We start from the raw sequence: 26241 nt of genomic DNA, 5'->3' as shown, positions 1-26241 counted from the left end.
GAGTTGTATGAATTGCCGCCAGTCTTGAGGTCTAGAAGCAACGGATCGGGTTTGGGCCGCCATACCACGGTGACCGGCGTGCTTTTTTCCTTTGCGGTCATTGTCGCCGTTGTCACCGTCATGGTGCTGACGGCGCTGGAACGCGTTTCCGAAAATGCCAATGTGCTCGACGAAGAGCGTTCGCGCGAAACCACGATCGGTGCACTCAAGACCTTCGAAGATCAGCTTGCCGCCACGCTCGACGATTATGCCGCCTGGGATGACGCGGCTGCCAATGTCTACAAGCCGGATGGCATGGTATGGACGATCAGCAATTACGGTGAGATGTCCGTCAACAGCTCTCTCTTCGACATGGCTATCGTCATCGATGACGAGAAGAAGACCGTCATCGCCTATCAGGACGGCCTGCCCATGCAGAAGCCGGTCAGCGATTTCTTTACCCCGTCCCTCTGGCTGCTTTTGGATAAGGTTCGTGCACCTGACGCCAACGACAAGCCGGAAGCGACCGGCTTCATCAGGACCGAAAAGGGTATCGCGGCTGTCGGCATCGCGCTTGTGCGCGAGAAGTCCGGTGCGTTGGACGCGCCTGCCGGTCAGCATCGCTATCTGATTTTCGCCCGGCATCTCGATGATGCCAAAGTATCTGCTCTCGGCACCACTTATGTGCTGAACGGGTTGCGGCTCGTGCCTGCGGATTCTGTTTCGGCCTATTCCGTCGAGATCGCAGACCCCGCTCGCGCGGTTCTTGCCAAGCTTGTCTGGGTGTCGCGTTCGCCCGGCGATATCGGCTATGCGCAGGTCCGGCCCATGGTCATCCAGGCGCTTGGTCTTGTCGGCCTGTTCTTCGTCGTTCTGCTCATCATCGGCTGGCTGGCCGGGCGGCGCCTGAAGGCGGAGGAAAACAGTGCGCGTGAAGAAGCGCTTCGCGATCGCCTGAGTGGTCTTTCCAACCGCGATGGCTTGAGCCTTGCGGTGGACAGTTTCGTCGCGGAAGCACGGCAGACGAAACGGAACGTCCTGCTGCTCTATCTCGATCTCGACGGGTTCAAGGAAGTCAACGACAGCTATGGCCACGGCACCGGCGACCAGCTGATCCGCGCTGTTGCGGCAGGACTGGACGTGCTGATCCCTGACGATGCCTTGCTCGCGCGCATTGGCGGCGACGAGTTCGCAATCGCTTTCCTTTCGGATGCGGAAAATGCCGCCGCATTGCAGCTTGCGGAGCAGATCCTCGATTTCCTCGCCGAACCCCTGGAGGTCGGTCGGCGGATCGTCGTGGTCGGCGCCAGCATCGGCATCGCCATGTCGCCGCTCGGCTCGATCGATCGCGAAGAACTGGTGCGCCGCGCCGATCTCGCCATGTACAAGGCAAAAGAAGCCGGCCGCGCCCGCATGACGCTCTACGATCCGGCCATGGATACCGATCGCGCGCAGCGCAATGCGCTGGAGCTCGATCTGCGTATGGCGATCGAAAGCGGCGATCTCACGCTTGCCTATCAGCCGCTCGTCGACGCCGCGACGCATGAGATGAATGGCGTGGAGGCACTGGTACGCTGGAATCGGCCTGGCCACGGTCCGGTTTCGCCTGAGGTTTTCATTCCGATCGCAGAGACCAGCGGCCTCATCGAATCCCTCGGGCTATTCGTGCTGCGCAAGGCCTGCGAAACGGCAAAACAGTGGCCGGAGCTGAAGATCTCGGTCAACGTTTCACCGGGCCAGTTCCGTAATCCGGCCTTCACCGATTATGTTCGCTATGTGCTGAAGCAGACGGAGATCGAGGCGAGCCGCGTCACGCTGGAGATCACCGAAGGCTACATGATCCAGAATCCGCAGCGCACGCGCCAGTCGATCGAGCGACTGAAGTCGCTCGGTGTCAAGGTGGCGCTCGACGACTTCGGCTCCGGCTTCTCTTCGATCGGCTACCTGCGGCAGTTCGGCTTCGACCGCATCAAGATCGACCGCTCGCTGGTGACTGACATTACCGGCAACGGCCGGCAGCGGGAAATGCTGCAGGCGACGGTCGCACTTGCTCGCGCGCTGGATATTCCCGTCACCGCCGAAGGCATCGAGACGGAGGAGCAGGCGATCGCGCTTCGCCTCTTTGGTTGTGACAGCCTGCAGGGCTATTTCTTCGGCAAGCCGATGGCTGCCGACCAGATCAACGAGCTGTTGCAGGAACGCCGTGAGGTTCAGCCGCAGCGCCGCCTTGCCCGTTAAAAGTCCGCCTTACGTGCCGATATGCTTCTGGCCGCGCTTCTTAGCGAGCGCGATCTGGTGCTGGCGTTGACGATAGCGCAGGCGGTCTTCTTCGCTGCGCGTATGGTAACAATTGCTGCAGGAAACGCCTTCCTCGTAGTAGGGCGAGGTGACCTCTTCTGCCGTGATCGGGTTGCGGCAGGCGTGGCAAAGTTTGTGCTCGCCTTCCTTCAGGCCGTGCTCGACGGAAACGCGCTCGTCGAAAACGAAGCAGGCGCCGTCCCACAGGCTTTCTTCCTGCGGCACTTCTTCCAGATATTTCAGGATGCCGCCCTTGAGGTGATAGACCTCATCGAAGCCCTGTTCCTTCATGAAAGCCGTCGCCTTCTCGCAGCGGATGCCGCCGGTGCAGTACATGGCGATCCTCGGCTTGTTGTGCAGGCCGGGATTGTTGCGCACCCAGTCGGGAAACTCGCGGAAAGTCTTGGTCTTCGGGTCGACCGCGCCGCGGAAGATGCCGATCGCCGTCTCGTAGTCGTTGCGAGTGTCGATGACGATCGTGTCGGGATCCGAGATCAGCGCATTCCAGTCGCTGGGATCGACATAGGTTCCGACCACCTTGTTGGGATCGATGTTCTCGACACCCATCGTGACGATTTCTTTCTTCAGCTTCGTTTTCATGCGCAGGAACGGCATTTTGGAAGCGCGGCTTTCCTTATGCTCCAAGGCAGCAAATTCCGGCTGGGCGCGCAGGAAAGAGAGGACGGCATGAATGCCGGCGTCCGGTCCAGCAATCGTGCCATTGATACCCTCATGGGCAAGCAGAAGCGTGCCCTTCACGCCATTCTCCTCGCAGAGCGCCTGCAACGGCGCCTGCAGGCTCTCGAAGCGCGGCAGGGATACAAAATGATAGAGCGCTGCCACGAGGAAGGGGCTTGTTTGGGTCGCATTGTCGGTCATGCGCGTGGAAATACAGAATATGCGGCCCCTGCGCAATGACATTACGCAAGGACGGCACTATGGGATTGTGGCTTATCCGCGCGCCTTCCACTCGGCGTAGGACCGCATGCCAAACGCAGCATCCGGCTCTTCGTCGAGCACGTTCAGGAATTCGATCGAATGCCCGTCGGGATCGTGGAAGTAGAGCGACAGCGCCGGCATCCAGCCGATGACGATCGGTTCGGTGATCGGCTCGCCGTGAAAGCCGTGCAGCTTCAGGCCCTTGTGGATCAGCAGCGCCGGCGCCCGCATCATTTCCTCCTGCGACAGGCGGAAGGCCATGTGCAGACGCATCTTCAAAGGGCCGGTACCGGTTTCCCAGAGGCCGAGCATGGCGTTCTTCTTGCCGTTCACCCAGAAGAAGGCGATGCGGCGCTCGGGAAATTCGGCGGCGAGCTCCAGGCCCAGAATATCGCGGTAGAACGAAATGGAAGTCTTCAGATCGGCGACGGTGAGATGGGTTTCGTAGATGCCCTGGATTTGCGGCGTCGTGGCGTTGTCGGCAGACATATCTTCCTCAGCGGGTTCATTGACCGGCTGAGGCTAGAACCTCAACCAATGTTGAGGTCAACAGGGCAAATGCGTCAATTGCGGATCGAGACCCAGAGCAGCTCGAGACGCTGCGCTTCCTCATCCGGCTCATCGCTGTAGAGTGTTTCGGCGCCTCGCAGCGCCTCGCGCCGGTCCTCCTGCTGGCGGAAGATGATGGCATCCAGCAGATGGGCGAGGTCGTCGTTGCGGGTGAAGAGCTGCGGCTCTGCCTCCACAAGGCCTGAAAGCACAGAGAGATCGTTGATATGCCCGAGGCGTTCGACGAGGTCCTTGGCGAAGTCGCGCTTGACCTTCATCGCGCTCGGCCAGAGATCGCCCAGAAGCGCGTGATAGAGCCGGTAGTCATAGGTGCGCTTGCGCAATTCGTGAAAATCTTCAGCCGCTGCATCCTCGTGGCAGGCATCCAGTGCCTCCCTTGCACGCGATGCCGTCCGGCGCCAACTCTTTGCCAACATGCGGGCATTCTTGCGGTGGCTCTTGTCGAAGGTGATATCGTCGAGTGCTGCGATCGCCTCCCGCAGCGTGCCGGCGGTATCATGCAGCCGCTGCTCGAGGTCGCTTTCGGCTTCCGCCATCCAGTCGCGACGCGCTTCCAGAATGGACACGATGCGACCGAGCGCCTCCGCCTCTTCCACGTTTCGAGCATTCTCCTGCAGGTAGCGGCCGGTGCCGACGATTGCTGCGGCATTGCGGATGGCCGAGAGCGACCTTGCAGTGTCCCTCAGTCGGGCATTCTCCCGCTTCTGGAAATCCGGCGCTTGGCGGGACACGAGGCGATAGAGCGAACGCAGCCGCTTCATATTCTTGCGGAAAGAGTGGATCGCCTCGTGGGTGCCTTCCGGCCGTTTCTCGAGAACGGTGATGGCACGCGTGAGCTGTTCCACGGCCGCGCTTTGGAACTCGTCCGTAAAGTCGGCCTTAGGCCGTATGCGATAGCCCATGCCTGTCGTGCTCGAATTCTGTGGCAAGTGCCTGATTGGAGTAGCGGAAGTCACCTGTTACCTCGCGTCCGATCCAAGCCGGCAGGGAGGGATTGTCGGTCTCGGCCTGCATCTCGACCTCGGCTATGATGAGGCCGCGATGGGCGCCGGCGAAGACATCGACTTCCCAGACGAAACCTTCGTGGGGCACGCGGTAACGCGTCTTTTCGATGACGATGCCGATGGCGTTTTCGAGCAATTCCTCGGCGTCAGAGACGGGGATCTCATATTCGAATTCGTCGCGGGTAAGGGTGCTCCGGCCGATCTTCAGCGTTAACCGCGCGGTCTTTTCATCCGATATGCGGACGCGTACTGAGCGGTCGTCCATCGAGGCGATATAGCCTTGTTTCAGGACCGATTTCGACTGAACTGCGGAGCGCCAAGCATCGCTGCGTACGAGGAACTTCCGTTCGATCTCTTTCGCCATACGAATGAACCTTTTGTGACGATTGCGGTACGGTAACCCAATTTATAGTGATTTAATACCCGTATTGTCGCGCAGGATGGTTTTATCTCGACAAGCCTTTATGAGGGCGTTATTCGAAACTCGATTTCAATCGTTTCAAGGAAACTGCGGCCATGGGCGAGAAGACAGAGAAACTCCTTTCCATCCTGAAACTCCAGCCTGTCGTTCCGGTTCTTATCGTCGATGACGCGAAGTCGGCCGTGCTGCTTGCGCGCGCGCTCGTCGCCGGTGGTCTCAAGGCCATCGAAATCACCATGCGCACGCCGGCCGCTCTCGATGCGGTGCGCGCCGTTGCTGCTGAAGTGGAAGGCGCGGAAGTCGGCGCCGGCACGATCCTGAACGCTGCTCATTGGGAAGCCGCGGTGCAGGCAGGTTCCAAGTTCATCGTCAGCCCCGGCACGACCCAGGAGCTTCTGGATGCCGCCGCCGATTCTCCGGTGCCGCTGGTGCCGGGTGCAGCGACCGCAAGCGAGGTCATGGCGCTACGCGAAGAAGGCTACCAGGTTCTGAAGTTCTTCCCGGCCGAGCAGGCCGGCGGTGCCGCCTATCTGAAGGCGCTGTCCTCGCCGCTGTCAGGCACGCTTTTCTGCCCGACCGGGGGCATCTCGCTGAAGAATGCCAATGACTATCTTTCTCTGCCGAACGTCATCTGTGTCGGCGGTTCGTGGGTCGCGCCGAAGGAATTGGTCGCGGCAGGCGACTGGGCAGGTATCACCAAGCTCGCTTCGGAAGCTTTCGCGCTGAAGGGTTGAGCTCTCGAGACTTGCCGGTTTTGAACGCTGACAGATTTTGAACGAGGGTGGCCGCGCCGCCCTCGTTTGTATTTCGGCAGTCGCAAACCTATGTTCTCCTCCAGCCTCTAAAACACGGAGAAGATGAGGACATGTTCGACGCGAAGAAACTACTCGACCAGCTTCTGGGATCTCAGGTGCCGGGTGTGGGCGGCAGTGTGCGCGACCGGGCGGGCGATGCGATCCAGATGGCGAAGGACAATCCCTTGAAGACTGGCGCGCTTGCCGCCGTCCTTCTGGGCACCAAGGCCGGCCGCAGCATCGCGGGCAATGCCATCACCATCGGCGGTCTCGCAGCCATTGCCGGTCTCGGCTACCAGGCCTGGAAGAACTATCAGGCCGGACAGGCGCCTGCAGCACCGTCAGATGCGCCGACGGCCAACAATCCCGTGCTCCTGCCGCCGCCTGCAGAATCCGGTTTCGGCTCGGCTTCACCCGCGACCAGCAATGAATTCGTGCTCGTCCTCATCCGCGCCATGATCGCCGCTGCCAAGGCCGACGGCCATATCGACGATGCGGAGCGCGCCCTCATCATGGACAAGGTCAAGGCGGCCGATGTCAGCGGGGAGGCCGCGACCTTCATCGAGCACGAGCTTTCGGAGCCGACGGATATCGATGCGCTTGTCGCAGCCGCCGTTACCGAGGAGCAGAAGGTCGAACTCTACACCGCCTCGCGCCTGACGATCGAGCCGGACTCGCGTGCCGAACGCGGCTATCTCGATCTGCTCGCCGGCAGGCTGGGTCTTCCCGATCAGCTTGTCGATCATATCGAGGCGACGGTTTCTTCCGCTAAGGTCACTTTGTCCCAATAGCATCGCGATTCCAGCAGTATCAGGGCCGGTTGCCTTTGCGAGGCGGCTGGCCTATTCCACTCCCGGACAAGAGGAGTGAGCATGTCCATGAGCCCGGAAAGCCGTTCGCAGGCAATTGCAGCCGCTATCATTCTGGTTTGTGCTGGGCTGGTGATCTATTTCCTGCCGACCATCGTGTTGTGGATCGGCAGTTTTTCGCCGACATTGGCCGTCATCGTCGGCGTCTGCCTGTTGATGTGCTTCTTCGGCATATTCTGGCTGCGGGCGCGCTATCAGCGCAGCAAGAAGCTCTGAGGGCCTATCCCTGCAGGGAGGCTCCGAGCAGCAACACACCCATCAGGATCACGAGAATTGCGCCCAGTATCTCGATCGTATTGCCGATCCATACGGAGGCTGACGAGCCGCGGCCGGAGAGGCGCACAGCAGTACTTTTGGCAGCGACGGCAAGTGTGGCGAGAACCGCAACCGTAATCGCGGTGCCGAGCGACATGGCGACGACCGAGAGCACGCCGCCGAGATAAAGCCCGTTCAGCAGTGAGAAGGTCATGACCAGCAATGCGCCGGAGCAGGGGCGTAAGCCCACGGCGATGACAGCCGACCAGGCTTCGCGCATGCTGAACTTGTCGCCGCTGACGAGCGAAGGATCGGGCACATGGGCGTTGCCGCAGGTCTCGCAGATCATGCCGGGCACATAGGTGTGGCCGCGCTCGACCGCCTGCGCCTTGCCGTTAAAGCTGAAATCGGCGCTCTGGCGCTCGGCGGCATTATCCTTCCAATTCAGCATCATGCTGACGGGGCCGGCTGGCGTCGCCATCAGCTGCCGATGCGGCCAGCTGCCGGCGATCGAGCGCAGCTTGCGAAAAAGCAGCCAGCCGCCGAAGAGGATGACCATCACGAAGCTGGCAATTTCCATGGCCTGTGTTGCCATGGTCAGCGTGATGCCGGTGCCACGCAACACCAGCCAGGCGCCGCCGACGAGCACGACGGCCATGACGCCCTGGACGAAGGCGGAGATGAAGGAGATGACGACGCCACGTCGAAGCTCGACTTCGTTGGCGATCATGTAGGACGAGATGACGGCCTTGCCGTGGCCGGGGCCGGCGGCATGAAAGACGCCATAGGCAAAGGAAAGACCGATCGGCGAAGAGAGCTGCCAGGGATCCTGCCGCATGGCTTTCAGCGCATTGGTCAAGGCGCGGTAGAAGGCCTGCTGCTCGTAGTTGACATAGAGAAAAAGAGGCTCCAGCGGCCCGCCCGTCGGCTGGAAGCTCGGTTCCGCCGTGCCGATACCGAGCGGCGATTGGGCGTGGGCGGCGGCAGCCATGATGGCGAGCGCGAGCAGGGCGAGAGGCAGGCGTTTTGTCAGCATGTGATCTCCAGCCGCGTGGCGAAGAGCTTCGACATATTGGTGCCGGTCGGATCGTTGAAGAATGCGTCGGTCAGCGATTGCTTGTTTTCCGAGATCACCTCGTCCGCATCCGGGCGCACGACCGCGTGCTTGCAGGACTGGAAGTTGGTGCCGACCATGGCAAGCTCGTCGTCGGTCGGAAAATCGATTGAGGTGTAGAGCGTCGGGTCGTAGACGCCGAAGGTGAGCTTGCCCTTCAGCGGCATCTTTTCGACCGGCTTGACGGCGAAGAACATCAAGAGCTGGCCGTCCTTGTAATCGACATGGATGATGTCGGGCTTCTGGACGGTGATGTTCTTCCCGTCGATCGTCAGGTTCATGTAATAATCATAATCGGCAAGCGAATCCCGGACGGTCTTGCCGACCTCGGCAAGTTCGCTCGGCTCCAGCTTCAGATCGGTGTTCTTGTCGAAATCCATGACGACCGAGGAGGAGAAGACCTCGTCGAAACGCCAGACGTTGCGCAGTTCCTGAATGCTGCCGTCAGGTGCTGCGACCACTTCCAGTCGGGCCTCCACGAAAATATGCGGATGGGCGAAGGCGGTGGCGGGGGCCAGCGAAAGAAGCCCAGCCGTCAGAAATGTCGATCTTTTCATGCTTACCCGCTGCCCCTGTTCGGTTGGGGTGATTTGTCACCAGAAAATGGGACGGAATTGGGACCGTCCCTGCGACGCTTGGGCGCGCATCCCGTTCGCGTCAGGGATGTTTCTTGAACCAGTTGTGGAGGTAATCCACGAAGATCCTCACCTTTGCCGGCAGATAACGCCGGTGCGGATAGACGGCATAGATGCCGCGGTCGGTCGGAATATAATCATTGAACAACGTCACCAGCCGGCCGTCCTCGATCGGCTTGCGGGCGATAAAGTCAGGAATCAGCGCAATACCGATCCCCGACAGCGCGGCGCGCAGCGTGGCATGCGGGCTATTGACTTCCATCGGCCCGGAAACGGCAACCGCAAAGGAGGTGCTGTCGGGATTGTAGAAGCGGATGCTTGCCTGGCTGCGGGAATTGGTGTCGATGATGAAAGGCACATTGCAGATATCGCTCGGGTGCTCGATATTGGGATACCGCTCCAGGAATTCCGGCGTGGCGCAGATGTGCACGCGGAAATCGGAGATCTTGCGGGCGATCATGCCGGAATCTTCAAGCTTGGTGACGCGGACCGCAACGTCGAAGCCTTCCTCGATCAGGTCGACGAAACGGTCGTCGGCGGCGATCTCCAGCTGCAGGTTCGGATTTTCCTTGGCGAAATCGATCAAGGACTGGCCGACATCCGCATCGACGAAGGTGCGCGGCACGGAGACCTTGAGGCGGCCCTTCAACTGTGCATTGTTCTCGCGCACGAGATCGGCGAGGTTGTCGATCTCCTTCAGGATGTCGGAAGCGGTACGATAATATGTGTGGCCGGCCTCGGTCATGGAGAACTGCCGGGTGGTGCGGTTGAGCAGCAGAGCGCCCAGTTCGTCTTCCAGTTCACGCACGTATTTCGAGAGCAGCGCCTTGGAGCGCCCCGTACGCCGTGCCGCGGCGGAAAAGCCTTCTGCTTCAACAACATCGATGAAGGCACGGATGCGGGTCAGGGTGTCCATAAGCGGTGCTCCAAATCTGTTGAAGGAGGTTGAACAAATTGTCCCTCATCGTTCAATTATTTTTTGGGCGGTGGCGCAAAATTTCTCTTGATTGTGAAGGCAAATATTCTTATTTCCCATTCAGCCCAAAGTCGCACGTGCCCATGGGTGTCCGCCGAACCCTCGAATTGGTGAGGAAATCGGTAAGGTACCTGGAATTAACCCCTCCAGTCGCTTTTCCGGCCAACCGGAAAATGCGAGGACGCCTGAAGCAACGACGGTGCGGGCCTTTTTGTTCTCTCCCTGCTTTCCATCAGCGGGGGTTACTGAAGAGGCACACCTTCATTGCCGGAAGTGCGGCAGGGATATTCCCTCCAATCCATGGCAGACAAAGCCGAACCTATACCGCATTTGCGGCGTTGGTTCATTACTTGCGCGTCGAGCGTCGTCAAGGATCCGGGGTCTCCACCGGCTGGTTCCTGAGCGATTCCCGCACGCCCTTTGTCCTCCGGTTCACGCCGGAGCTCTGGAATTGGAAGAGGGAATCGATATGACCACCCAGCGCATCCGCGACTTTCTCGCAACCCGACGTCCCGACGGTCCCTGCCTCGTGGTTGATCTCGACGTCATCAGCGACAATTTCCACGCCTTCCGTCACGCCATGCCGGACAGCGCGATCTACTACGCCGTCAAGGCCAACCCGGCCCCGGAAGTGCTGAAGCTGCTCGCGGGCCTCGGCTCCAATTTCGATTGCGCGTCCGTCGCAGAAATCGAAATGGCGCTCGAAGCCGGTGCGACTGCAGCTCGTATTTCCTACGGCAACACGATCAAGAAGGAACGCGATGTCGCCCGCGCCCATGCGCTTGGCGTCAGCCTCTTTGCCGTCGACAGCCACGAAGAAGTCGAGAAGATTTCCCGTGCGGCTCCAGGCGCTCGCGTTTTCTGCCGCGTGCTGACCGATGGCGAAGGTGCCGAATGGCCGCTGTCGCGCAAGTTCGGCTGCGTTCCGCAGATGGCCGTCGACGTTCTCGTCTACGCTCATCAGCTCGGCCTACAGTCCTACGGCGTCTCGTTCCATGTCGGCTCGCAGATGACCAAGGTCGATGCCTGGGATTCGGCCCTTGCCGATGCCAAGCGCGTCTTCGTCCAGCTTGCCAAGCAGGGCATCCACCTGCAGATGGTCAACATGGGCGGTGGCTTCCCGACCAAGTACCTGCGCGACGTTCCGTCGGCAGAAGCTTACGGCAAGTCGATCTATCAGGCGCTGCGCACGCATTTCGGCAACCAGATCCCGCAGACGATCATCGAGCCGGGTCGCGGCATGGTTGGCAATGCCGGCGTCATCAAGGCTGAAGTCGTGCTGATTTCCAAGAAGTCTGATAATGACGACGCCCGCTGGGTTTTCCTCGACATCGGCAAATTCGGCGGTCTCGCCGAAACCATGGACGAGGCCATTCGCTACCCGATCCGCACCGAGCGTGACGGCGACGAGATGGAGCCCTGCGTGATCGCCGGCCCGACCTGCGATTCGGCCGACGTGCTGTACGAAAAGAACCTCTACCCGTTGCCGATCTCCCTGACGATTGGCGACGAGGTTCTGATCGAAGGCACCGGCGCCTATACGACGACCTACTCGGCGGTCGCTTTCAACGGCTTCGAGCCGCTGAAGGCCTACGTCATCTAAGGTCCTGTTTCTGCCAGCCCCGTAATCAGCCGGGGCGGCAACTTCACAATTTCCAGTCATCACCGCTGATAACGGTATTGGGTACGGGAGGCCAAGATGGCCGCTGTTCTTGATTCTGTCCGCGCATTCTTTGCGCCTGTTGCTTTCACCATCGACGTGGAAAATCCGTCCGACGTGGTCGCTCGCGAGAGCCTGCTCGATCGCGTCATGGGGCCGGACCGTCGCAAGAAGTCGTCGGAAATGATCCGCCGTAACCGCGTTCCGGCCGAGGGCCTGGCGCTGGTCGCGCGTGACCGTGACGGCCGTGTCATCGGCACGGTACGCCTGTGGAACGTCGAAGCCGGCATCAACTATGAAGGCTCGCCGCTCGACGCACTGCTGCTCGGCCCGCTCGCTGTTGACGGCAAACATGGCGGTAAGGGTATCGGCTCCGCGTTGATGCGGGCGGCGATCCTCGAAGCAAAGAAGCGCGGCCACGGTGCAATCCTGCTCGTCGGCGACGCGGATTATTACGAGCGTTTCGGCTTCTTCGCCGAAAAGGCTCGTCACCTTGTCATGCCCGGCCCCTTCGAACGTTCGCGCTTTCTGGCGCTTGAACTTGTTGAGGGCTGGCTTGGCGGCGCGGCTGGTATGATCGTCCCTTCGGGACGCATGCTGGCCGGCGCGCCGGTCCGGAAGGCGGCCTGATCGACAAAGCCTCTCCCATTCTCTGAACTGACCCCCCGAAAGTTGGACAACAACCTTCGGGGGTCAGTTCATTCTCCGGGAGGGGCTTTTTGTTTCGGGCTATCGTCTGGGGATCAGGGAGCCGTTGCCTGTATCCGGCCATTGTCAATCAGCCAGCGGACGGCTTCCTGCACGGCCTGCAACGAGCTGTGCCGCGGTGTGAAGCCAAGCAGCCGGCGGGCCTTTTCCATCGAGCAATTGGGGCTGCGGGCAATGTGTTCCCAGGTAGCTCTCGCTTCTTCCGGGATCTGTTTTTCCGCCCAGGCGTCATAGGCGAGGAATTCCAGCTTCGCTTCCTGGCCAAACCATGCGGCCATCGCCTCAGCATAACCTCGTAGCGTGATTGCCTTTTCCGAAACCGCATGGAAGGCCTCGCCGATCGCGGCCTGCGGCTTGGCAATGGCGGCCATGAAGAGTTCGGCAATGTCGTCGGCATGGACGTGATGTACGGTTTCCATGCCGAAATTCGGCAGGGCCAGTGTTTCGCCGCGCGCCAGTGTCGTGAAAACATTGGGATTGAAGTGACCTGCCGGGTTCAGAGGGCTCCAGCCGGGACCGACGATATGGCCGGGATGGATGAGGGTTGCGGGGAAGTTCCTCTCCCGCACCATCCGCAAGAGATAGGTTTCGATTGCCGCTTTCTTCACGCCGTAGTCGCCGAAGGGCTTCTTCGGCGTCTCCTCGGGCGTCGGGACGACGGTGGAGAAACCATGTGTCCAGATCGTGCCGGTGTGAAGGAAATGGCCGACATGGCCTTCGAGGGCGGTTGTCAGCTGTTCGTTGCTGTCAGGCGTGAAGCAGATCATGTCGATGACGATCTCGCCATTCAGCGCACGGATCTCATGGCCGAAGCGGCCTTCGGCCTCGAGCGCTGCGCGATCCATGCGTCTGATATCGACGCGGCTCCACGCTTCACTCGTCTTGTAGGGCGCGGCAGCGCCGCGGCTGATCGCCACCACTTCATGGCCGGCCTCGACGAGGCGAGGCACGAGATAGGTGCCGACATGTCCTGTTGCTCCGATGACGATCACGCGGGCCATGCTGTCTCCTCCAGATGCACATATGGGCTGGTCATGCGCAGTATGTCGTGCCGCTTCGCGGGACTGCAAGTGGCCGGTGCGCGGATCATAAAGTTTCACGTCCGCGTGAATCGCCGGTCTCCGCTGCTGATTTCGCCGCCCAGTTGCGCTAGCTCATCGCTCCATGATCAAGCGCCTTGCTCTCTTCCTTCTTCTGCTGCTCGTCCCCATTGCCGCTGCCGCTCAGCAGGCGGCAGGCTCCGTCCCAGCTCTTCTGGACAGCCTCGGAAGTCGGGACGAGCTGAGGCCGCTGAAAACCGTCGTTGTCGCTCGTGATGGGCGCGTGGTGGCAGAGCATGGCTATCGCGGCCACACGCCATCGGAATCGACCAATATCAAATCCGCCTCGAAATCGATCATTTCGGCGCTGGTCGGGATTGCCATCGGCAAAGGCCTGCTGGAAGGACCAGACCAGAAGATCGCGCCGATCCTGAAGGCGGATCTGCCCGTTCGTCCGGATCCTCGCCTCAACGAGATCACGGTCGGCAATCTTCTCTCCATGCAGGCGGGGCTGGATCGCCTGTCGGGGGCGAATTACGGCCGCTGGGTTTCCTCTCGCAACTGGGTGCGCTTTGCGCTGTCGCAACCTTTCACCGATCAGCCGGGCGGGGAGATGCTTTATTCCACCGCCTCCACGCATCTTCTCTCCGCCATTCTCACCAAGGTCGGTGGCAAGTCGACGCTGGCGCTGGCGCGGGAATGGCTCGGTCCTGTCGAGGGTTTCCGCATCGGTGCGTGGGAGCGTGACCCGCAGGGCATCTATCTCGGCGGCAACCAGATGGCGATGAGCGCCCGATCCCTGCTTGCCTTCGGCGAGCTCTACCGCAATGGCGGGCGCACGGCCGATGGCAAACAGGTGGTTCCGGCGGACTGGGTCGCCCAGTCCTGGCGGTACCGCACCAATTCGCGCTTCTCCGGCGACGAATATGGCTATGGCTGGTTCATGCGGCGGATCGGCGGAGAAAAGGTGCATTTCGCCTGGGGCTATGGCGGACAGATGCTTTATATCGTTCCGTCGCTCAACCTCACCGTGGTCATGACGTCGGAAGAGAGCGGCCCTTCCGCCCGCAACGGCTACCGCGATTCGCTGCACGGCCTGCTGGCAGACATCATCAGCACAGTACGGGCAACCTGACGCAGAAAACGAGACGTCGTTAAATTTTTAGCGAAGCGTCCAATCAAACTGCAAATCGCTTCCTGTAGGGTTCGCCGCGTGGGACTTCGGGATAGGCTCGATGCTGCTGGATCTGCGGACAATCTATTTCATCGTTGCTGTGAGCTGCGTCGTTTTGAGCGCTCTGCAGTTTGCCGCCTATGCGACGGGCCGCTTCGAAAGCTGGCCGCTCTGGTGGGGCACGAGCAACCTGCTCGTCGGTATCGGTTCATTCCTCGTCGCGCTACGCAATCTCGTGCCCTATTATGTCTCTATCGATGTGGGCAATGTGCTGACCATTGTCGGCTACATGCTGATGTTTTTTGCGGTGCGCGCTTTTGCCCGCCATCCCATCCACCGGCGTTATTTCTGGATCGTGATCGTCAGCGCCAGCATGCCGGTGGCGCTTTTCATCAGCGATCCCTCAGCGATATCTGAACGCCTGCTCTATGTCTCGGTGATCTGCTGCCTTTGCGATCTCACCATCGTCAGGGAGGCCGCAGGCATCGCCCGCCGTGAAAGGCTCTATTCGGCGGCCATTCTTTGCGGGCTCTACGTTGTCACTGCAGTCATCTTCGCGGTTCGCAGCTTTCTGGCCGCCACTGGTGATATCGGCGGGCCGGATCCCTTCGGCGGCAGCGTGATCCATAGCTGGATGGCGGTATCGGCGGTGGCCTTCATCATGCTGCGCAGCATGGCGATGGTGCTGATGGCGGCCGAGCGGAGCAGGAACCAGCTCATCGAGCTTGCTCATCACGATCCGCTGACAGGCACGCTCAACCGCAGCGGCCTTGCCCGACATGTATCGTTGCTCGGCGTTCACCCGGTCTCGCTGCTCATCATCGATATCGATCATTTCAAGCAGTTGAACGACCAGCACGGTCATGCCACTGGCGATGAGGTGTTGCGGCTCTTTGCGACAGTGTCGAAGGGTATCATGCGCCCCGGCGATCTGCTCGCCCGGCAGGGCGGGGATGAGTTCCTCGTCGTTCTCAGGGATGCCGATCAGGAAGAAGCAGTCGCGATCGCCAACCGTATTCGCCTCTCCTTTGCGGCAGCCGTGATGGAGATGCCAAATCTGGCGATCTTTCCGACACTCAGCATCGGCGTCGCCACGCGTCAGGAAAACAGCGTGGATTTTGAGCGAATCGTGCAGAAGGCGGATGAGGCGCTTTATCGTTCGAAACGCGAAGGCCGCAACCGCGTCGAGGCGTCAGCGGAAAACCAGCAGGCTGCTTGAGCGCGGCCTGCCTTAGATATTCTGATCCATGGTCTCGGCAGGGATCTCATCATTGCGATGAATGCGTACGACGGCAGCCGGAACGCCAGCGACCGTGCAATGCGCTGGTACTGGCTTCAACACGACACTGCCAGCGGCAATCTTGCTGAAAGCACCGATCTCGATATTGCCGAGAATCTTCGCGCCGGCGCCGATCATGACGCCATGCCGGATCTTCGGATGCCGGTCTCCGGTTTCCTTACCCGTGCCGCCGAGCGTGACGTTTTGCAGGATAGAGACTTCATCCTCGATGACGGCTGTTTCGCCGATCACGATGCCCGAACCATGATCCAGCATGATCGAGGAGCCGATCCTTGCCGCCGGATGGATATCTGGGCCGAAGACCAGCGAGGCGAGGTTGGAAAGCCAGCTCGCAATCTCGAAACGGTCGTCGGTCCAAAGGGCATGGGCAATGCGATGCGTCTGCAGGGCGTGGAAGCCCTTGAGGTTCAGAAGTGCGTGCAGATAGGTGGTGCAGGCGGGGTCGCGTTCGCGCACAGCCAGAAGATCGGCTTCAATGGCGGCGCGGATATCGGCACGCTCCAGCAGTGTGCCGTGAAATAGTCCGAAGAGGTCTCGGGCATCGATCTTTGCCACTGCGAGGCGTGCGGAGATCACATGCGCGATGATATCAGCATCGCTTTCTGCGCCGATGATCTGCGTTTCGAGCAAAGTCTGCAGCGTCGGTTCACGCCTCGCGAGATCCGTCGCTTCGGCACGGATTGCCGACCAGACGGACGCGAAGGCGCCCAACTCTTTGGCGGCGGCGTTATTCGAAGCTTGCATTCCCGGATCCTTGTTCTTGCACTCTGCGCACAGCCAAGTGTTCAGCGGCGGAGTGGATCAGCACTATACACCGGTTCCGGCAGGCGACGCCAATGGTAGAGCACGTCAGGCTCTCCTTCCTCATTGCCGCTGCCGTCGGTTTTCTCGACGGATGAGAAGCCACGCGCTTCATAGAAGGCGCGAGCGCGGCGATTTTGCTGGAAGGTCCAGAGGCGGATGTCGTTCATGTCGTTTACCGCCAAGGAGAGAAACCTTGTGCCAATCCCCATGCCCTGGACATCGGGCAGAACATAGAGCTGCTCAATCCAGCCATTTCCGTAAGCAATAACGCCGGCAAGCCCACCGTCGACGAAGGCGCCGAGAACCGTGTATTCCGCCAGCAGATGCGTTCGCCAATAGGCTTCGTCTTCCTCAGGCGTATGCACATCGCGAAGGTGCGGTAGTGCGTGCCATAGCGCAACGCGCCGCACCATGGCCGCCTGATACATATGCCCGGCATCCAGAGGTGCGACTTCGACTGTCATGGAGTCAGTCCGCCGCGATATCCACCACGCCGCAATCGCCGGCTTCGGAGGCGAAGGCGAGCAGCTTGCCATTCTTGCTCCAGCTCATGCTCGTGATGGCGCCCTTGCCGGGGCGGCGCAACAGCGCTTCCTTGCTGTCGGCGAGACGGACGGCGAGGATCATGCCGTCGATGAAGCCGATGGCGAGGATGTCCTCGGCGGGGTGGAATTTCACCGCGGTCGCCATGATGTTGGCGCGGGTGCCGAGTTCCAGCGGCGCCTTACCCATCGGGCCGTCCTTGCCCTGGAAGGGCCAGACGATGGCGGCCGGTGCACCCGAGGAAGCGAGCCACTTGCCCTTGGCGGACCAGGAGAGCGATTTGACCTTGGCCGGATAGCCGGTCATGCGCATATGGCGGGCTTCGGTGCCCGATTTGACGTCGAGTTTCCAACCATGCAGCGCGTTTTCCTGCATCGAGGTGACGAGGAAATTACCATCAGGCGAGAAGGTCACGCCGGTATGGGCGCCCTTCCATTCGAGATCAACAGGCTTGGCGCTCATGCCGACCCAGTGCAGCGAAACACCGTTATAGCGGGCAGCCGCTATGCGCAGGCCTTTCGGTGCAAAGGCAATGCCTTCGACCGTGCGCTCTTCCGGGAATTCCTTGGTCGTGCCGTCGGCAAGGCGCACCAGCGTGCTCTTGCCGTAGGAATAGGCGACAGCGCCCTGCGGGCCGGCTGCGACCTGCGAAATCCACTTGCGCGGCGCGGAGGCGATCTCGCTGACATTGCCGTTAACATCGACGCGCAGCACCTTGCCGTCCTCGCCGCCGGAAATCAGGCTTTCGCTGTAGGGATCGCGGATCGCTGTCAACATGCCCTGATGGGCTTCGATGACCTTGTCGCTGCCTTCGAGCCGGTGAAAGGTGCCGCTGGCATTCGCGAAGAAGGGGACATCACCTAAAAATTCGACGGCCAGAACGTGGCCGTCGAGATCAAGCGGTGCAACTGTTGGCATCAGGCGGCCGCCTCGCACGCCTTGAAGGATTCTTCCAGCTTTGCGCGATCGAGATCGCGGCCGATGAAGACGAGACGGGTCTCGTGCTTTTCGCCATCCTTCCAGGGACGCTGGTGGTCGCCTTCGATGATCATGTGCACGCCCTGGACGACATAGCGCTCGGCGTCATCCTTGAAGGCGATGATGCCCTTGAGGCGCAGGATGTTCGGGCCTTGCGTCTGGGTGATCTTCTGGATCCAGGGGAAGAAGCGCTCCGGGTTCATTTCGCCGCCGCGCAGCGAAACGGACTGAACCGTCACGTCATGGATGGCCGACATCTCGCCGTCGTGATGGTGATGATGATCGTGGTCATGATCGTGATGATGGTGGTCATGGTCGCAATCCGGGCCGCAGACATGATCGTCATGGCCGTGCTCGAGGAAATGCGGATCGTTCTCCAGAGCGCGCTCGAGATTGAAGGCGCCCTGATCCAGCACGCGGGCGAGATCGACGCCGGAGCGGCTGGTCTTGTAGACGCGGGCGGCCGGGTTGATGGCGCGCACGATATCGTCGATCTGAGCCAGTTCTTCCGGCGTCACGAGGTCGGTCTTGTTGATGATGACGACATCGGCAAAGGCGATCTGGTCCTCGGCCTCGCGGCTGTCCTTCAGGCGCAGCGGCAGATGCTTGGCATCGACGAGGGCGACGACGGCATCGAGCTCGGTCTTGGCACGCACGTCGTCATCCATGAAGAATGTCTGGGCAACCGGAACCGGATCGGCAAGACCGGTGGTTTCGACGATAATGCCATCGAAACGGCCGGGACGGCGCATCAGGCCCTCGACGACACGGATCAGGTCGCCGCGGACCGTGCAGCACACACAGCCATTGTTCATTTCGTAGATTTCTTCATCGGACTCGACGATCAGGTCGTTGTCGATGCCGATTTCGCCGAACTCGTTGACGATGACTGCATATTTCTTGCCGTGATTTTCGGAAAGAATGCGGTTGAGCAGCGTCGTCTTGCCCGCGCCGAGATAACCGGTGAGCACGGTAACGGGAATGGGCTTCTGCTGTGTCTGGATCGCGTCGGTCATGAGAACCTCTAGGAATAGGGCCTTGACCCCGAGGGCAAAGTCCGGGGCCTGAATGGGTCGGTTTCATATAGGCGCTTGGAAGCGGCAGTTCAAAGGGTTTTGTATGTTATAAGATCACATTGCCCTTTGTGCAAAGCTGATGGTCATCGCAGCGTTTCTGCGTCGAAGGCGTCGATATCCTGCAGCAGCTCGACCAACCCGTTAACGGCATGGGTAATCAGCGCTTCGCCCTTTTCCGCCGTGGCCTTAGCGGCATTGCCGGCCACGCCCTGCGGATTGAGATCCGACATCTTCCAGCCGAAGGCGTGCGGGCCATAGGCGCGCAGGTGCTTGAAGCGCTCGGCGAAGTCTGTCTGGCGAGAGGGAAAATCGGCAGCTTTTTCCATATCCACCCTGTCCGGATATAAGGCCAGCATAACGGATGTTTCGATATCACCGCCGTGAATGTCGATCGCCTTTTCCTGAGGTGAAATGATGCCCTCCGGCAGGCCGAAGCGGGTCCAGCTGGTAGCGACGGCCAGCATGTTGAAGCGCACGCGCGCTTCCGTGGCGACGATGGTCATGAGCGGCGAGTTGCCGCCATGGGCATTCAGCATCACGAATTTGCGGATGCCGAGCGTCGAGAGGTTTTCAGCGATATCGAGCCAACGCTTTACGGCTGTATCGAAAGAGAGCGTCTTCGTTCCTTCAACATCCATGTGCTCTAAGGAGTAGCCGACCGATTCGATGGGGAGTACGGTGACGGGCAAACCGGCCGGAAGGGCGGTTTTCAGCCTGTCGACGACACCCTGCGCGATCAATGTGTCGGTTTCGAAGGGCAGATGCGGACCGTGCTGTTCATGGGCGCCGAGCGGCAGGACCGCGATCCAGTGGTGACGGGCCTCAGGAGCGAGCGCCGGATCATTGTCCTCGAAACGGAACGACGGAACCAACACGGGCGTTGCCTCTTGTTTATGACGAGATGATGGGCAATGTCATAGCGCAGCCTGGGCAGTGCTTAAAGATCAAAGGGATGGCAATGGGCAAGAAGCATAAGGACGGCAAGAAGCACAAGAAAAAGAAGGATCAGACCGAATACACGATTGTCGATCTTTCGCCGGCCTTGACGCAGGCTGCCCGCTCCATGCGCACGGTCCTGTCGCGCAACCTGCTCGAAAGCGGTCTTTATGCCGGCCAAGACGGCGTGATCCTTTCGCTTGCCGAAAGCGATGGCATGACGGCGGGCGGACTTGCCCAGAAGCTTGGCGTCAAGGCACCCACCATGACCCGCACCATCGGCCGCATGGAGGCCCAAGGCTTCCTCGAGCGCAAGCCCGATGCCGAGGATGCCCGGCTCACCAAGGTCTATCTCACCGAACTCGGCCGCGGCAGCGTGCAGGCGATCGAGCTTGCCGCTTCCTCCTGCGACAAGCTTGCGACGTCCGGTTTTTCCGAAAAGGAAATCCGCAATCTGGTGCGTCTGCTGAAGGCGATCGATGGCAATCTGCAGGCCGAGGCGATGCATGTCGACGAAGATGAGGAAGATTGAAAATTTCCTCAAAAGGCGAATTGCCTGCACCGCTTAAATCTTTTAATTAAATTTTTTAAGGCTGTCGCTGCGCTGCGGCAGTCCGTTATCGACTTCACGCGTTGCCTGGAGGAGGAGACGTGGCTCAGAAGATCAAGCTTTCGACGATTGCCGAAACGCTCGGCATATCAACGGCGACCGTTTCCCTGGCCTTACGCGATAGTCCCCTCGTGGCAGGCAATACCCGCGAAAAGATCAAGGAACAGGCCCGCGCACTGGGTTATATCTACAATCGCCGCGCTGCCAGCCTTCGTACCTCGCGCTCCGGCATTATCGGCGTGGTCGTCCACGACATCATGAACCCGTTCTACGGGGAGATCCTGAAGGCGATCGAAAGCGAACTCGACCGCAGCCGACACACTTTCATTCTTTCCAACCATTACGATTCCGTCGAAAAGCAGCGCACCTTCATCGAAACCCTGCTGCAGCTCGGCGGCGACGGGGTGATCATGTCGCCGGCGATCGGTACGCCGCCGGAAGACATCCAGCTTGCGGAAGAGAACGGCATGCCGGCGATCCTCGTCGCCCGCTCCATGGACAGTCAGGATGTGCCGACCTATCGCGGTGACGACAGCTACGGTATTTCGCTTGCCACCAATCACCTGATCGGCCTCGGCCATCGGACGATCGCCATGATCGGCGGCACGGACCAGACCTCGACAGGACGCGACCGTTATCAGGGCTATGTCAATGCACTGCGCAAGGCCGGCATCGAGGTCGATCCGAACCTGCGCATTCCCGGCCCGCGTTCCAAGCAAGGCGGTTTCGAAGCCGCGGTGCATTTCCTTTCCCTGCCGCAGAAGCCGACGGCGGCCGTCTGCTGGAACGATCTGGTCGCTATCGGCCTCATGAACGGCATTGCCCGCGCCGGCCTGGTGCCAGGCGGCGATATTTCGGTCACAGGCTATGACGACCTGGAAGAGGCCTCGATTGCAACGCCGGCGCTGACCACTGTCTGGAACGGCCAGACCGAGGTTGGACGTCTTGCCGCCCGCGCCCTACTTGATCGGCTTGCCGGCAGCCATGAGCCTGATGGCATCCATCTCATCAAGCCGGAAATGCGTATCCGCCAGTCCACCAGCCCCTATCGGCCGCGTAGCTGACCGCCGAAGCCAAGAGGAAAAGCCATGTCCCGTATTGCCGTTCTCGTTCCCGGGAAGATGCATGATCGCGTTCTTACCCAGTTGAAGGACCGCTTCGAGGTGACAGCCGTCGATCGTGACGAGACGCTGAAGCTCGATGCCGAGACGGCGAAACGCATTCGTGGTGTAGCAGTCAGCGGAGCCTTTCCGGCTGCCTGGTTCGAGCAGTTGCCTTCTATCGAGATCGTCGCCAGTTTCGGCGTCGGGTACGATGGCATCGATGCCAAGCTCGCAGGCTCGAAAGGCATCATCGTCACCAATACGCCCGACGTGCTGAACGACGAGGTTGCCGATACGGCGATTGCGCTTCTGCTCAACACCATCCGCGAAATCCCCAAGGCGGAGAACTGGTTGCGGGACGGCAACTGGAAGCCGGGCGCTTCCTATCCGCTGACGCGCTTTTCGCTGAAGGGCCGGCATGTCGGCCTCTACGGCCTCGGACGTATCGGCCTAGAGATTGCCAAACGGCTGGAACCTTTCAAGGTGAAGATCAGCTATCACACCCGCTCGCGCCATGCCGATGCACCCTATGATTACCAGCCGACGCTGAAGGGGCTCGCCGAGGCCGTCGACACGCTGATTGCGATCGTGCCGAAGACGCCGCAAACCCACAAGACTGTTAATGCGGAGGTTCTCGCCGCGCTCGGCCCTGATGGCGTATTGGTCAATGTCGGCCGTGGATGGACGGTGGATGAGGATGACCTGGTTGCCGCGCTGAATGCAGGCGCGATCGGCGCTGCCGGCCTGGACGTTTTCTATGACGAGCCGAACGTGCCGGCGGGATTGTTGGCCGCGCCGAATACGGTCCTGTTGCCGCATGTAGCCTCGGCTTCGGTGCCGACGCGTAATGCCATGGCGGATCTGGTGGCCGCAAACCTGATCACCTGGTTCGAACAGGGCAAGCCGGTTACCCCGGTGGCGGAAACGCCCGTCAAGTCGTAGCTCGTCGCTGCCATCCCCTCCGAAGGCGGAGGGAGTTTTCGCTTTTTCCTTTTTTGCCCTTGGACTTTTTCCCGTTTCCCTACTTGGTCGGCCGGGAAGGATTGGCTATGGTTAGCTCCGGTCGCGCCCGTTTGTTGCGGCCGTAACTGTCATCGGCGGCATTTCGCCGTCTCAAGCTTATACATAGCGATTTGATCGGGGAGCGTCTGCTCCGCCCGGCGTTTTTTCATGCCGGCAGCCGGCGTTTTCTGGAAGGAGGCAGAAATGGATTATCGCAAGCTCGGTCCCAGCGGGGCCGTCGTCACCGCATATTGCCTGGGTACCATGACTTTCGGGAAGGAATCCGATGAGGCGGCTTCCTTCAAGATGCTCGACGACTACTTCGCCTGGGGCGGCAATTTCATCGATACTGCAGACGTCTACAGCGCCGGTGCATCGGAGGAGATTATCGGCCGTTGGCTCAAGGCGCGCCCGACGCAGGCACAGCAGGCGGTGATCGCCACCAAGGGCCGCTTCCCGATGGGCGACGGGCCGAACGATATCGGTCTTTCCCGCCGTCACCTCAATCAAGCGCTCAACGACTCGCTGCGCCGTCTGGGCGTCGAGCATATCGATCTCTACCAGATGCATGCATGGGATGCCCTGACGCCGATCGAGGAGACGCTGCGCTTCCTCGACGATGCTGTTCGCGCCGGCAAGATCGGCTATTATGGTTTCTCCAACTATGTCGGCTGGCATATTGCCAAGGCTTCCGAAATCGCCAAGGCCCAGGGCTATACGCCTCCGGTGACGCTGCAGCCGCAATATAACCTGCTGATGCGCGACATCGAGCTCGAGATCGTCGATGCCTGCAAGGATGCCGGCATGGGTCTGTTGCCATGGTCACCGCTCGGCGGCGGCTGGCTGACCGGTAAGTACAAACGTGACGAGATGCCGACGGGTGCGACGCGCCTCGGCGAAAATCCCAACCGTGGCGGCGAAGCCTATGCGGGCCGCAATGCGCAGGAGCGGACCTGGGACATCATCACTGCTGTCGAAGAGATCGCTAGGGCACGCGGTGTCAGCATGGCTCAGGTGGCACTGGCCTGGGTCGCGGCACGTCCGGCCGTGACCTCAGTCATCCTCGGCGCCCGCACCTCAGAACAGCTTGCCGACAATCTTGAGGCTGCGAAACTGGTGCTGTCAGAGGAGGAGACGGCGAAGCTCAATGAGATCAGTGCGCCGACACCGGGGCAATATCCCTATGGCGTCCATGGCGCCAATCAGCGTCATCGCAAGATCGAAGGCGGTCGCTGAGCCATTCGATCAGAAAGAAACAAGGCCGTCGGCGCGATCCGGCGGCCTTTCTGTTTCAGCCGATTGCCTGTGCCGGCAGCGGCGGCAGCCTGCTCGCGGCGTAACCCCTGACAGCATCGCCGAAAGCGGTGAAGAGCTTGTTTGAAGGCTTGTCGGTCTCGGCCCAATATTCCGGATGCCACTGTACGCCGACGGCGAAGGCCTTGGCGTCGATGACGGAGACGGCCTCGATCGTGCCGTCCTCTGCCGTGGCTTCCACCTGCAGGCGCGGCGCGGTCCTGGCGATTGCCTGCCGATGCAGGGAGTTCACGCGGATCTCGCCGGCGCCGACGATGCCAGCAATGCAGGAGCCTTCCCTGATGAAAACGCTCTGGCGGATCGCGTACATATGGTCGCGATCCGTGACATCAGGTTTACGGTGATCCCAGATGCCAGGTTGCTCCTGGATTTCACTGGCAAGCGAGCCGCCAAGGGCAACGTTCAATTCCTGAATGCCGCGGCAGATGGCAAGAAGTGGAATGGCGCGGTCGATGGCACGGCGGATCAGCGGCAGGCTCGTGGCGTCGCGGGCCGGGTCAAAGGGGCCGTCGGCTTCCGCAGCTTCGAGGCCGTAGAGCGAGGGGTGCACATTGCTGGCTGAGCCGGATACCAGCACGCCGTCGACCCGGTCGAGGATCGCATCCGTGTCGTACCCTTCCTCGAAGGCGGGAATGATGAAAGCCATCACGCCGGCGGCATTCAGGGCCGCGCGGAGATATTGATGCTGCGCCGCATGCCAGGTTGCGCCATCGAGGATGCGGATATCGGCAGGAATAGCAACGATCGGTTTCGTCATTTTCGTCCCGGAGAAAACACTAGCAGACGTTTCTGCCTCCAGAATGGGCGGTAAGTCAACGCTTGGCTGCTAAGCTGCTGATTCCGATGGATGTGTGGCTCGCGCCACAGAAGCGTCGTGATCCCAAAGACTAATAGACGAAAGCTTGAAACGCTTCTTCCGCCATGCTTAGCTTTGCCCCTACTGCGGGTAGGGGTGAGGATTGCCACGCAGTGCCATCTATACGGGAGGTTTTTGATGGATCGTCGTTCATTTATGAAAAAGGCGGGAACAGCCGGCGCCGGAGCCGTTGCCGCAACTGCATTGGCTGCGCCTGCAGTTGCGCAGGAAAACCCGAAGATTTCCTGGCGTATGACCTCGTCGTTTCCGAAGAGCCTGGACACGATCTATGGCGGCGCCGAAGATATCGCCAAGCATGTTTCTGCTGCCACGGATGGCAATTTCACGATCCAGCCTTTCGCAGCCGGTGAAATCGTCCCGGGCCTGCAGGCCGTCGATGCGGTGGCCGCCGGTACCGTTGAGGCAGCCCACACCACGTCCTATTATTTCGTCGGCAAGGACCCGACCTACGCGATCGGAACGGCCATTCCGTTCGGACTGAACAGCCGCCTGACCAATGCCTGGTTTTACCAGGGCAACGGCAATACGCTGATGAACGAATTCTATGCCACGCAGGGAATGTATGCCCTGCCGGCCGGCAATACCGGCGCCCAGATGGGCGGCTGGTTCCGCAAGGAGATCAACACGCTCGATGATCTCAAGGGTGTCAAGATGCGCATTGCCGGTCTCGCCGGCCGTGTTATGGAGAAGGTCGGCGTCATCCCGCAGCAGATCGCCGGCGGCGACATCTACCCGGCGCTCGAAAAGGGAACGATTGATGCGGCAGAATTCGTCGGTCCGTATGACGACCTGAAGCTCGGCTTCCACAAGGTGGCGAAGTACTATTATTACCCGGGCTGGTGGGAAGGTGGCCCGACGGTGCACGCCTTCTTCAATCTCGATAAATGGAGCAGCCTGCCGAAGCACTATCAGGCGGCGCTCAACGACGCCTGCGCCTTCGCCAACACCAACATGCTGGCGAAATACGACATGAAGAACCCAAGCGCGTTGAAGCAGCTTGTTGCGGAGGGGGCGACCCTGAGGCCGTTCAGCCAGGAGATCATGGAAGCCTGCTTCCAGGCTGCGATGGGGATCTACGGCGAAATCTCAGGCACGAACCAGTATTTCAGGAAAATCTACGATGATCAGACTGCTTTCAAGAGAGACGCCTATCTCTGGATGCAGCTGTCGGAATATACGTTCGATACATTCATGATGATCCAGCAGCGCGCGGGCAAGATCTAAGGCATTCTGCCGTTTCTCAGCGATATCGGCCTCGAAAG

The 26241-nt window shown here is 60.4% G+C and carries 27 protein-coding genes; 13 read left to right on the top strand and 14 right to left on the bottom strand.

The window, feature by feature from the left end; all coding sequences use genetic code 11:
• Positions 1–12 precede the first annotated feature (12 nt).
• Complete coding sequence (locus FHT82_RS24850) at positions 13–2217, top strand: EAL domain-containing protein (RefSeq protein ID WP_183735354.1); 2205 nt, start codon at positions 13–15, stop codon at positions 2215–2217.
• A 9-nt stretch (positions 2218–2226) separates the two neighbouring features.
• Here the strand turns inward: FHT82_RS24850 and FHT82_RS24845 are convergent, their stop codons facing one another.
• The 4 genes from FHT82_RS24845 to FHT82_RS24830 form a co-directional block, all read right to left on the bottom strand.
• Entirely contained in the window at positions 2227–3156 is a 930-nt protein-coding gene (locus FHT82_RS24845) for a rhodanese-related sulfurtransferase (protein WP_183735352.1), read from the bottom strand.
• A gap of 72 nt (positions 3157–3228) precedes the next feature.
• Complete coding sequence (locus tag FHT82_RS24840) at positions 3229–3705, bottom strand: VOC family protein (RefSeq protein ID WP_183735351.1); 477 nt, start codon at positions 3703–3705, stop codon at positions 3229–3231.
• Positions 3706–3779: 74 nt separating this feature from the next.
• Positions 3780–4688, bottom strand: a complete 909-nt coding sequence (locus tag FHT82_RS24835) for a CHAD domain-containing protein (RefSeq protein WP_183735349.1) — start codon at positions 4686–4688, stop codon at positions 3780–3782.
• A complete protein-coding gene (locus FHT82_RS24830; protein WP_183735348.1) occupies positions 4666–5154 on the bottom strand; it encodes a CYTH domain-containing protein in 489 nt (162 codons plus the stop codon). Before FHT82_RS24830 ends, FHT82_RS24835 begins: the two co-directional genes overlap by 23 nt.
• 152 nt (positions 5155–5306) lie before the next feature.
• Between FHT82_RS24830 and FHT82_RS24825 the strand changes: the two genes are divergently transcribed.
• The 3 genes from FHT82_RS24825 (at position 5307) to FHT82_RS24815 (ending at position 7090) form a co-directional block, all read left to right on the top strand.
• Complete coding sequence (locus FHT82_RS24825) at positions 5307–5945, top strand: 2-dehydro-3-deoxy-phosphogluconate aldolase (RefSeq protein WP_183735347.1); 639 nt, start codon at positions 5307–5309, stop codon at positions 5943–5945.
• A gap of 131 nt (positions 5946–6076) precedes the next feature.
• Positions 6077–6796, top strand: coding sequence for a tellurite resistance TerB family protein (locus FHT82_RS24820; protein ID WP_183735345.1), 720 nt, complete (start codon positions 6077–6079; stop codon positions 6794–6796).
• Between the two features lie 87 nt (positions 6797–6883).
• Positions 6884–7090 (top strand): hypothetical protein, encoded by a 207-nt coding sequence (locus tag FHT82_RS24815; RefSeq protein WP_183735468.1) that lies wholly within the window; start codon positions 6884–6886, stop codon positions 7088–7090.
• Between the two features lie 4 nt (positions 7091–7094).
• Here FHT82_RS24815 and FHT82_RS24810 read toward each other — a convergent pair whose 3' ends face one another.
• The 3 genes from FHT82_RS24810 to FHT82_RS24800 form a co-directional block, all read right to left on the bottom strand.
• Entirely contained in the window at positions 7095–8165 is a 1071-nt protein-coding gene (locus FHT82_RS24810; protein WP_183735344.1) for a nickel/cobalt transporter, read from the bottom strand.
• Positions 8159–8800, bottom strand: a complete 642-nt coding sequence (locus tag FHT82_RS24805) for a DUF1007 family protein (RefSeq protein WP_183735342.1) — start codon at positions 8798–8800, stop codon at positions 8159–8161. Before FHT82_RS24805 ends, FHT82_RS24810 begins: the two co-directional genes overlap by 7 nt.
• Positions 8801–8900: 100 nt before the next feature.
• On the bottom strand, positions 8901–9794 hold the full coding sequence (locus tag FHT82_RS24800; RefSeq protein ID WP_183735341.1) for a LysR family transcriptional regulator: 894 nt from the start codon (positions 9792–9794) through the stop codon (positions 8901–8903).
• A 529-nt stretch (positions 9795–10323) separates the two neighbouring features.
• On the opposite strand from FHT82_RS24800, the gene odc2 reads away from it, so the two are divergent.
• Both odc2 and FHT82_RS24790 read left to right on the top strand, forming a co-directional pair.
• Complete coding sequence (gene odc2 / locus FHT82_RS24795) at positions 10324–11457, top strand: ornithine/lysine decarboxylase (protein ID WP_183735340.1); 1134 nt, start codon at positions 10324–10326, stop codon at positions 11455–11457.
• Between the two features lie 96 nt (positions 11458–11553).
• Positions 11554–12144, top strand: coding sequence for an N-acetyltransferase (locus FHT82_RS24790; protein WP_183735339.1), 591 nt, complete (start codon positions 11554–11556; stop codon positions 12142–12144).
• A 113-nt stretch (positions 12145–12257) separates the two neighbouring features.
• On the opposite strand, the gene FHT82_RS24785 is transcribed toward FHT82_RS24790, so the two are convergent.
• Entirely contained in the window at positions 12258–13223 is a 966-nt protein-coding gene (locus FHT82_RS24785) for an NAD(P)-dependent oxidoreductase (RefSeq protein ID WP_183735338.1), read from the bottom strand.
• 163 nt (positions 13224–13386) lie between these two features.
• Between FHT82_RS24785 and FHT82_RS24780 the strand changes: the two genes are divergently transcribed.
• Together FHT82_RS24780 and FHT82_RS24775 are read left to right on the top strand one after the other, a co-directional pair.
• Positions 13387–14397, top strand: coding sequence for a serine hydrolase (locus tag FHT82_RS24780; protein ID WP_183735337.1), 1011 nt, complete (start codon positions 13387–13389; stop codon positions 14395–14397).
• Positions 14398–14497: 100 nt separating this feature from the next.
• Positions 14498–15655, top strand: coding sequence for a GGDEF domain-containing protein (locus tag FHT82_RS24775; RefSeq protein ID WP_183735336.1), 1158 nt, complete (start codon positions 14498–14500; stop codon positions 15653–15655).
• Positions 15656–15667: 12 nt separating this feature from the next.
• On the opposite strand, the gene cysE is transcribed toward FHT82_RS24775, so the two are convergent.
• The 5 genes from cysE to FHT82_RS24750 all read right to left on the bottom strand — a co-directional run bounded on the left by cysE (position 15668) and on the right by FHT82_RS24750 (position 20012).
• Positions 15668–16480, bottom strand: coding sequence for a serine O-acetyltransferase (cysE, locus tag FHT82_RS24770; protein ID WP_183735335.1), 813 nt, complete (start codon positions 16478–16480; stop codon positions 15668–15670).
• Positions 16481–16521: 41 nt separating this feature from the next.
• Positions 16522–17004 carry a GNAT family N-acetyltransferase gene (locus FHT82_RS24765; protein ID WP_183735334.1) on the bottom strand — a complete coding sequence of 161 codons (483 nt, stop codon included), beginning with the start codon at positions 17002–17004 and terminating at the stop codon, positions 16522–16524.
• Positions 17005–17008: 4 nt separating this feature from the next.
• Positions 17009–18001, bottom strand: a complete 993-nt coding sequence (locus tag FHT82_RS24760; protein WP_183735332.1) for a WD40 repeat domain-containing protein — start codon at positions 17999–18001, stop codon at positions 17009–17011.
• On the bottom strand, positions 18001–19077 hold the full coding sequence (locus tag FHT82_RS24755; RefSeq protein ID WP_183735330.1) for a GTP-binding protein: 1077 nt from the start codon (positions 19075–19077) through the stop codon (positions 18001–18003). Before FHT82_RS24755 ends, FHT82_RS24760 begins: the two co-directional genes overlap by 1 nt.
• Positions 19078–19220: 143 nt before the next feature.
• Entirely contained in the window at positions 19221–20012 is a 792-nt protein-coding gene (locus FHT82_RS24750; RefSeq protein WP_183735329.1) for a creatininase family protein, read from the bottom strand.
• An 83-nt stretch (positions 20013–20095) separates the two neighbouring features.
• Here FHT82_RS24750 and FHT82_RS24745 point away from each other — a divergent pair, with 83 nt between their 5' ends.
• From FHT82_RS24745 to FHT82_RS24730, 4 genes are all read left to right on the top strand, one after another.
• Positions 20096–20605, top strand: coding sequence for a MarR family transcriptional regulator (locus tag FHT82_RS24745; RefSeq protein WP_183735327.1), 510 nt, complete (start codon positions 20096–20098; stop codon positions 20603–20605).
• Between the two features lie 119 nt (positions 20606–20724).
• Complete coding sequence (locus FHT82_RS24740) at positions 20725–21747, top strand: LacI family DNA-binding transcriptional regulator (RefSeq protein WP_183735325.1); 1023 nt, start codon at positions 20725–20727, stop codon at positions 21745–21747.
• Between the two features lie 24 nt (positions 21748–21771).
• Positions 21772–22728, top strand: a complete 957-nt coding sequence (locus FHT82_RS24735; RefSeq protein ID WP_183735324.1) for a 2-hydroxyacid dehydrogenase — start codon at positions 21772–21774, stop codon at positions 22726–22728.
• A gap of 264 nt (positions 22729–22992) precedes the next feature.
• Complete coding sequence (locus tag FHT82_RS24730; protein WP_183735323.1) at positions 22993–24024, top strand: aldo/keto reductase; 1032 nt, start codon at positions 22993–22995, stop codon at positions 24022–24024.
• Positions 24025–24079: 55 nt separating this feature from the next.
• Here the strand turns inward: FHT82_RS24730 and FHT82_RS24725 are convergent, their stop codons facing one another.
• Entirely contained in the window at positions 24080–24859 is a 780-nt protein-coding gene (locus tag FHT82_RS24725) for a gamma-glutamyl-gamma-aminobutyrate hydrolase family protein (protein WP_183735322.1), read from the bottom strand.
• A gap of 237 nt (positions 24860–25096) precedes the next feature.
• On the opposite strand from FHT82_RS24725, the gene FHT82_RS24720 reads away from it, so the two are divergent.
• Entirely contained in the window at positions 25097–26203 is a 1107-nt protein-coding gene (locus tag FHT82_RS24720) for a TRAP transporter substrate-binding protein (protein WP_183735321.1), read from the top strand.
• Positions 26204–26241 lie beyond the last annotated feature (38 nt).

This window comes from Rhizobium sp. BK275, from assembly GCF_014193555.1.
Taxonomy (GTDB): domain Bacteria; phylum Pseudomonadota; class Alphaproteobacteria; order Rhizobiales; family Rhizobiaceae; genus Rhizobium.
Note: the sequence above shows the minus strand (reverse complement) of the source record. Positions and strands in the feature narration are given on the sequence as shown.

Coding starts and splice junctions, on each gene's coding strand:
- FHT82_RS24845 (WP_183735352.1), bottom strand. CDS start 3,156: ATGACCGACAATGCGACCCAAACAAGCCCCTTCCTCGTGGCAGCGCTC.
- FHT82_RS24840 (WP_183735351.1), bottom strand. CDS start 3,705: ATGTCTGCCGACAACGCCACGACGCCGCAAATCCAGGGCATCTACGAA.
- FHT82_RS24835 (WP_183735349.1), bottom strand. CDS start 4,688: ATGGGCTATCGCATACGGCCTAAGGCCGACTTTACGGACGAGTTCCAA.
- FHT82_RS24830 (WP_183735348.1), bottom strand. CDS start 5,154: ATGGCGAAAGAGATCGAACGGAAGTTCCTCGTACGCAGCGATGCTTGG.
- FHT82_RS24825 (WP_183735347.1), top strand. CDS start 5,307: ATGGGCGAGAAGACAGAGAAACTCCTTTCCATCCTGAAACTCCAGCCT.
- FHT82_RS24820 (WP_183735345.1), top strand. CDS start 6,077: ATGTTCGACGCGAAGAAACTACTCGACCAGCTTCTGGGATCTCAGGTG.
- FHT82_RS24815 (WP_183735468.1), top strand. CDS start 6,884: ATGAGCCCGGAAAGCCGTTCGCAGGCAATTGCAGCCGCTATCATTCTG.
- FHT82_RS24810 (WP_183735344.1), bottom strand. CDS start 8,165: ATGCTGACAAAACGCCTGCCTCTCGCCCTGCTCGCGCTCGCCATCATG.
- FHT82_RS24805 (WP_183735342.1), bottom strand. CDS start 8,800: ATGAAAAGATCGACATTTCTGACGGCTGGGCTTCTTTCGCTGGCCCCC.
- FHT82_RS24800 (WP_183735341.1), bottom strand. CDS start 9,794: ATGGACACCCTGACCCGCATCCGTGCCTTCATCGATGTTGTTGAAGCA.
- odc2 (WP_183735340.1), top strand. CDS start 10,324: ATGACCACCCAGCGCATCCGCGACTTTCTCGCAACCCGACGTCCCGAC.
- FHT82_RS24790 (WP_183735339.1), top strand. CDS start 11,554: ATGGCCGCTGTTCTTGATTCTGTCCGCGCATTCTTTGCGCCTGTTGCT.
- FHT82_RS24785 (WP_183735338.1), bottom strand. CDS start 13,223: ATGGCCCGCGTGATCGTCATCGGAGCAACAGGACATGTCGGCACCTAT.
- FHT82_RS24780 (WP_183735337.1), top strand. CDS start 13,387: ATGATCAAGCGCCTTGCTCTCTTCCTTCTTCTGCTGCTCGTCCCCATT.
- FHT82_RS24775 (WP_183735336.1), top strand. CDS start 14,498: ATGCTGCTGGATCTGCGGACAATCTATTTCATCGTTGCTGTGAGCTGC.
- cysE (WP_183735335.1), bottom strand. CDS start 16,480: ATGCAAGCTTCGAATAACGCCGCCGCCAAAGAGTTGGGCGCCTTCGCG.
- FHT82_RS24765 (WP_183735334.1), bottom strand. CDS start 17,004: ATGACAGTCGAAGTCGCACCTCTGGATGCCGGGCATATGTATCAGGCG.
- FHT82_RS24760 (WP_183735332.1), bottom strand. CDS start 18,001: ATGCCAACAGTTGCACCGCTTGATCTCGACGGCCACGTTCTGGCCGTC.
- FHT82_RS24755 (WP_183735330.1), bottom strand. CDS start 19,077: ATGACCGACGCGATCCAGACACAGCAGAAGCCCATTCCCGTTACCGTG.
- FHT82_RS24745 (WP_183735327.1), top strand. CDS start 20,096: ATGGGCAAGAAGCATAAGGACGGCAAGAAGCACAAGAAAAAGAAGGAT.
- FHT82_RS24735 (WP_183735324.1), top strand. CDS start 21,772: ATGTCCCGTATTGCCGTTCTCGTTCCCGGGAAGATGCATGATCGCGTT.
- FHT82_RS24730 (WP_183735323.1), top strand. CDS start 22,993: ATGGATTATCGCAAGCTCGGTCCCAGCGGGGCCGTCGTCACCGCATAT.
- FHT82_RS24725 (WP_183735322.1), bottom strand. CDS start 24,859: ATGACGAAACCGATCGTTGCTATTCCTGCCGATATCCGCATCCTCGAT.
- FHT82_RS24720 (WP_183735321.1), top strand. CDS start 25,097: ATGGATCGTCGTTCATTTATGAAAAAGGCGGGAACAGCCGGCGCCGGA.